The sequence below is a fragment of the Auritidibacter ignavus genome (assembly GCF_003703835.1).
GTDB classification, from domain to species: Bacteria; Actinomycetota; Actinomycetes; order Actinomycetales; family Micrococcaceae; genus Auritidibacter; species Auritidibacter ignavus.
In genome coordinates, this window is the sequence record NZ_RDQR01000037.1 from 1 (window position 1) to 4944 (window position 4944).

8 protein-coding genes and 1 pseudogene are annotated in these 4944 nt (G+C 53.6%); 1 reads left to right on the forward strand and 8 read right to left on the reverse strand.

The window, feature by feature from the left end:
• Positions 1-194, forward strand: a pseudogene (locus DYI20_RS11920) (IS256 family transposase); the annotation flags it as partial.
• Between the two features lie 198 nt (positions 195-392).
• On the opposite strand, the gene DYI20_RS12420 reads toward DYI20_RS11920, so the two are convergent.
• From DYI20_RS12420 to DYI20_RS11955, 8 genes are all read right to left on the reverse strand, one after another.
• Positions 393-566: a hypothetical protein gene (locus tag DYI20_RS12420; protein ID WP_166769886.1), complete on the reverse strand. Its 174-nt coding sequence runs from the start codon at positions 564-566 to the stop codon at positions 393-395.
• Between the two features lie 33 nt (positions 567-599).
• Entirely contained in the window at positions 600-860 is a 261-nt protein-coding gene (locus DYI20_RS11925; RefSeq protein ID WP_147472566.1) for a hypothetical protein, read from the reverse strand.
• A 418-nt stretch (positions 861-1278) separates the two neighbouring features.
• Positions 1279-1539 (reverse strand): hypothetical protein, encoded by a 261-nt coding sequence (locus DYI20_RS11930; protein WP_147472567.1) that lies wholly within the window; start codon positions 1537-1539, stop codon positions 1279-1281.
• Between the two features lie 179 nt (positions 1540-1718).
• Positions 1719-2513, reverse strand: a complete 795-nt coding sequence (locus DYI20_RS11935) for a hypothetical protein (RefSeq protein WP_110099375.1) — start codon at positions 2511-2513, stop codon at positions 1719-1721.
• Positions 2510-3025 carry a hypothetical protein gene (locus DYI20_RS11940; RefSeq protein WP_122549571.1) on the reverse strand — a complete coding sequence of 172 codons (516 nt, stop codon included), beginning with the start codon at positions 3023-3025 and terminating at the stop codon, positions 2510-2512. The genes DYI20_RS11935 and DYI20_RS11940 overlap by 4 nt, the downstream gene beginning before the upstream one ends.
• A gap of 72 nt (positions 3026-3097) precedes the next feature.
• A complete protein-coding gene (locus tag DYI20_RS11945; protein WP_122549572.1) occupies positions 3098-4342 on the reverse strand; it encodes a hypothetical protein in 1245 nt (414 codons plus the stop codon).
• A 26-nt stretch (positions 4343-4368) separates the two neighbouring features.
• The gene (locus DYI20_RS11950) at positions 4369-4707 is read right to left on the reverse strand and encodes a DUF6507 family protein (protein WP_110099378.1); all 339 of its coding nucleotides are present in this window, start codon (positions 4705-4707) and stop codon (positions 4369-4371) included.
• A 37-nt stretch (positions 4708-4744) separates the two neighbouring features.
• The coding region (locus DYI20_RS11955) for a transposase (protein ID WP_146206787.1) at positions 4745-4944 on the reverse strand (200 nt) is incomplete at its 5' end.

A 4944-nucleotide genomic window follows, 5' to 3' on the forward strand; every position in this document is an offset into this window, starting at 1 on the left:
TGAAACTCTTGTGGCTAGCGATCTGCACGATCGAGGACAAACGCGCACGCCAACGAGCCAAGGAACGCGGCAAACCCGCCAGCCAGCGCAAAGCCGCCGGCAGACTCGTCGAAGGACAAGTCACCACGAACTGGAAACAGGCACTAGCCCAACTCGCGGCAGCCTACCCCGACCGAATGAACCCATACCTGTAAACCCAACCCCCGTACACAACAGAATTGACAACCTCTCCGTTGGTACGAGGGGAAGGAACCTTTTACCTGCCCACGGAAGTGGCACTCCCACAGCACCAATCAAACCGATCACAGCCATGACCAAGGAGCCAATAGTCAGAGCCGTACCGACAAAGTCCGTGACTAAACCGCCCCAATATCCCGAGATTTCGTGCAACATCAATACGGCAAAAGCCATGAAACGGGGAACAGTACGGGATGACCCCACAGGTTAGGAATTTCACGGTGGTCCCTATACCAATCGGTGTTCTCTTGCAACCGCACAAAGATCATGAAATAGATAAACACCGCGGTCGAAACAACGAACAGCCCGATCCAGAGCAAAATCTCCATGAGAAACGACCTTCCTTCCCAATACTGCCTAGGCTATCCGCCTTCTTTTCGCCTCCGACGACGCGCCTTCCTTTCAGCACGATCTTTCTTACGTCGCTCAACCACCCAGCGGGGAGCGAAAGGCCACGGTAAGGGGATACCGAGCACCCCCAATAGCCCAATCGGAATCATGAGGATGGCAATTATTGCGACAACCCGCAACAGATTGAAGACGACAACACCGCCCCAATACCCCGACTGTTCGTACAGCCCAAACAATGCACCGCAAATCATCGCCGGAGTCCAGTAGGGCATAATCCAAAGATTCCCCGGCTCGCGCCAATCGTCATACCATTCCGCGTTCTCTTGAAACCGAACATGGAACATATAGAAAATGAATACCGCCGTGGTAACGACGAGGATACCTATCCAGAGAAGAATCTCCACCAGCTCACGCCCCTTTTATGACACCGTCACTGGACCAATCCGCAGGCCTACCACGTAGAAATCATTCGCTGTCTCGGCAGCTGATAAGAAGCCATCATGAACAACATCCAGGCGTCGACCGGCTCCAAATAGTGCGCTTTTCCAAAAAATTTCCCAGGTTGCAAAAAGAAGGACAGATAACCGTGTGGAGTCGACATCCAAGCAGTCGCAATCGGCGTTGGTCCCTGCTCAGTAGGCGATTCAGAGACAACAACAACCTGCTGATAGAAACCTCGACGAATCTAGGCTATCCGCCTTCTTTTCGCCTCCGACGACGCGCCTTCCTTTCAGCACGATCTTTCTTACGTCGCTCAACCACCCAGCGGGGAACGAAAGGCCACGGTAAGGGGATACCGAGCACCCCCAATAGCCCAATCGGAATCATGAGGATGGTAATTATTGCGACAACCCGCAACAGATTGAAGACGACAACACCGCCCCAATACCCCGACAGTTCGTACAGCTGACCCAATGCAGTGACAATCATCGCCGGAGTCCAGTAGGGCATAATCCAAAGATTCCCCGGCTCGCGCCAATCGTCATACCATTCCGCGTTCTCTTGAAACCGAACATGGAACATATAGAAAATGAATACCGCCGTGGTAACGACGAGGATACCTATCCAGAGAAGAATCTCCACCAGCTCACGCCCCTTTTATGACACCGTCACTGGACCAATCCGCAGGCCTACCACGTAGAAATCATTCGCTGTCTCGGCAGCTGATAAGAAGCCATCATGAACAACATCCAGGCGTCGACCGGCTCCAAATAGTGCGCTTTTCCAAAAAATTTCCCAGGTTGCAAAAAGAAGGACAGATAACCGTGTGGAGTCGACATCCAAGCAGTCGCAATCGGCGTTGGTCCCTGCTCAGTAGGCGATTCAGAGACAACAACAACCTGCTGATAGAAACCTCGACGAATATCGTCAGCCATGTCAGGTGATACTTGGGCGACCAGCTCTGAGGCTTGTCGTTGGGCTAGTTGTTGGGCTAGTTGCTGTTGTCGTCCAGCATCTGGACCGACTACCAGACTTTCCCATGTCTTGGCTGGGATCTTGACAGCATCTACCGACACGAAGTTCGTATCGGCAATAGCCACCAGTCCCATCAAATCAATCAACACGGTATACCGGCTTGAGAGTGGATGAGATCGCAATAAAAAGGTAGGAGCATCAGACCCTGACTGAACCTGGATGGTTTCAGCAGTCACGCACGCGTCTCTCCCCAGCCACAAAAACCTATTGTCTTCAATTCCGACACCATTTGTGGAAGAAATTGTGACGTTGTAGCGCTGTGTCTGAAGCGTATTCCAGATCTCTTCCGTGCCCTGAGCGACGTGCTGGCTACTAAAGACAACCCGCTCGTTCACATCGAAAATTTCAGATCCATCGTGAGGCACTCCCTGATCCAGCAGGGTCATGAAAGTCTCAGCACTGAGTTCTACACCGGAGCCTTCCCGGCCGGTGCTTCGTTGCTCAATCATGATGCCACCTCCTTCCACAACAGTCCATGCCCCATGTCTAAAATCAGTTGAGCGCGCTCTCCGAGCATCTCTGTCGGGTAGGTGATGGTGAGGTCAACTTGGACGTTATTTTGTACTACCACCCACTGAAACATCGTCAGAGGAAGGTCATCGGGGTTTTTATAGGACGCTACACGAAGCAACCCGAGAAGACCTTGCACTCCAATGGTGTCTGCATCCAGATGCAGTAGCCGATAATCCGCTAAGGCTTCGAGATATGAAGCTTCAACAGGTTCTTGGGCGCGTGCTAAACCTTCCAACGATTCGGTGCCAGGTTCAGCTGCTCGCTGGATGACAACGATATTGGGACGAAACTGCTGGTTCCAGATCTCGTCGGAAAGGTAGATGAAGACCCCGCGATCAGCTCCGGAGAGGTCTTCTTCCCACCCGCGAGGTGCAAAAACCTCAAAGACCATCTCCGGATGGGTATAGGTTGTGTTGTCCGTTGACCCTGCCTTGCCTGAGTTAGGCATTCCATCTCCTTACAACTTATCGCTACTCCCGAGCTCCCTGAATAGCGCCGGAACTTGAACGCCTCAACAACGTCAGTTAAATAATCCGCTGACGAGGTCTTTGGCCTTGTCGCCGAACCAGCCACCAGCCTTAGATCCTGCAATACCGCCGACAATACCGCCTGCGACACCGCCAACCACAGTACCAACGGGGCCTGCGAAAGAACCAACGGCGGCGCCAATTGACGCACCGGCCTTGCCACCGGCCCATCCACCAGCGGCAGTAAAACCACCAGAAACAACCGCCCGTGTGCCTTTTTCACCGGTACCCATATTGGGATGTGTACTGGAGTCGGTCTGCCAAGACTCCACTGTAGAAGTTGCAAAGGACAAGACGTTCCCGGTACGGGAGGCAATCTTGGACCCCTTCGCGACTCTGTCCCACGTGCCACCTTTGCCACCATGACCCGCATTGGGGATTCGCGAGTTCTTACCATCAAGCTTGAGGGTACTCCGTGCAATCACCGTCTGAAGGGCTTCAAAGGGGCCCTTCGGGTGTGCCATCGGATTCATTGGCGAGTTCTTGGCAAGGAACTGACCGTTGTTCGTGACAGCGCTAGCGTCCCATTTGGACAGGATCCTGGCCAGACCTTCGCCAAACTTCCCCCTCCCTGCAAGGTTCTGCAAGAGCTGAGGGGCCCAACCTTGCCGCAGTTGAACACGACCGTTCCTGACGAAATACGCCATACTGCCGTACTTGACGGAATCAGCACCCAGTCGACCAACCTGAAATAATGTGCCCAAGGCTCCCTCGACATTATTGTTGCGGAAAATGGCATTCAACAACGTTTCACCAATGCCATCACCAGCGCCTTGAGCAGCCGACCGGATCGAGGTGGCACACTCTGAATCTGCTTTTTCTACGCCTACCCTAAGGTGAAAACACTTCCTATGCAGTTCGGCTTCCCACCGCTTGAAATACTCCAGGACTGCAGGATCGCTAAGATCAGCCGCCACGTTCGCCGCCTGGTAAGCGGCAATTTCCCCTAAAAGGGCTTCTCTACGTTGTTTCAACACCGCCAGTTCAGAAGAGTATTGGTCCAACTCAGTGCCAACTTTATCCGCGGCAGACATCAATTCTGTCGCCATCTCTTCAGGTGTCCTCATTGCGCGATACACTTGGCTTGCTTCAGGCGCACGATATTGGCCACGAATCGGTTGCCAAGCGCTGGAAGCATCTTTCATCTTCTGGTCGATCTTCTCCCCAGCAGTCCTAATCTCCTGGGCACCAGAGCTCACGACCGACGGACTGTCCACCTCCGGGACATCAAAAGCCATCTCAATTCCTCTCTGGTCAATCCCTCTTACCGAACACCTGGCATATCAGTAACGTTGACCTGTTGCAGTGCCCCATCAGCAGCCACGCACATAGCTTGATCACCGTTGCCATACTCATTGACGGCTTCCGTGGTGGCGGAAATATTGTTTTGGAGCATTGAGACCAACGCTTCTCCAGCGGACTGGAACGCCTGGCTGACGTCGCCGTTCAATGCGCCCGAGGTCTGCGGACTGTAGGAAAGCTGGCCTCCCAAGGACGATGCCTGAGATTCCAGAGAATCGTTAGCGGACTCGATTTCAGGTATTTTGCTACTCGTTTGCGAAATGGTGGACCGGGCTGCTTCGGGGTGAATTTCGTAGAACATCTTAGATCTCGCGACTTTCTGGGGCTTTGAAGGCTCTTCACAATCGAGGGTGTAGACGGGGCTTGAATCCTCCGCTCTCGAGCAAGGACCTGGCGATGTAGTTGGTGAGATTCCGGAAGCCCAGGGCGGATCCGCGCAGGTGTTCGAGTCGTCCGTTGATGGCCTCGGTGGGTCCGTTGGAGGTTCCGGGGCGGTCGAAGTAGGCCAGGATGTCTGCCGCCCTTTTCTTCAGCGTCC

Bases quoted from the DNA above. Each gene is read 5' to 3' on its own strand.
- DYI20_RS12420 (WP_166769886.1), bottom strand. From the start codon at position 566: ATGGAGATTTTGCTCTGGATCGGGCTGTTCGTTGTTTCGACCGCGGTG.
- DYI20_RS11925 (WP_147472566.1), bottom strand. From the start codon at position 860: ATGCCCTACTGGACTCCGGCGATGATTTGCGGTGCATTGTTTGGGCTG.
- DYI20_RS11930 (WP_147472567.1), bottom strand. From the start codon at position 1,539: ATGCCCTACTGGACTCCGGCGATGATTGTCACTGCATTGGGTCAGCTG.
- DYI20_RS11935 (WP_110099375.1), bottom strand. From the start codon at position 2,513: ATGATTGAGCAACGAAGCACCGGCCGGGAAGGCTCCGGTGTAGAACTC.
- DYI20_RS11940 (WP_122549571.1), bottom strand. From the start codon at position 3,025: ATGCCTAACTCAGGCAAGGCAGGGTCAACGGACAACACAACCTATACC.
- DYI20_RS11945 (WP_122549572.1), bottom strand. From the start codon at position 4,342: ATGGCTTTTGATGTCCCGGAGGTGGACAGTCCGTCGGTCGTGAGCTCT.
- DYI20_RS11950 (WP_110099378.1), bottom strand. From the start codon at position 4,707: ATGTTCTACGAAATTCACCCCGAAGCAGCCCGGTCCACCATTTCGCAA.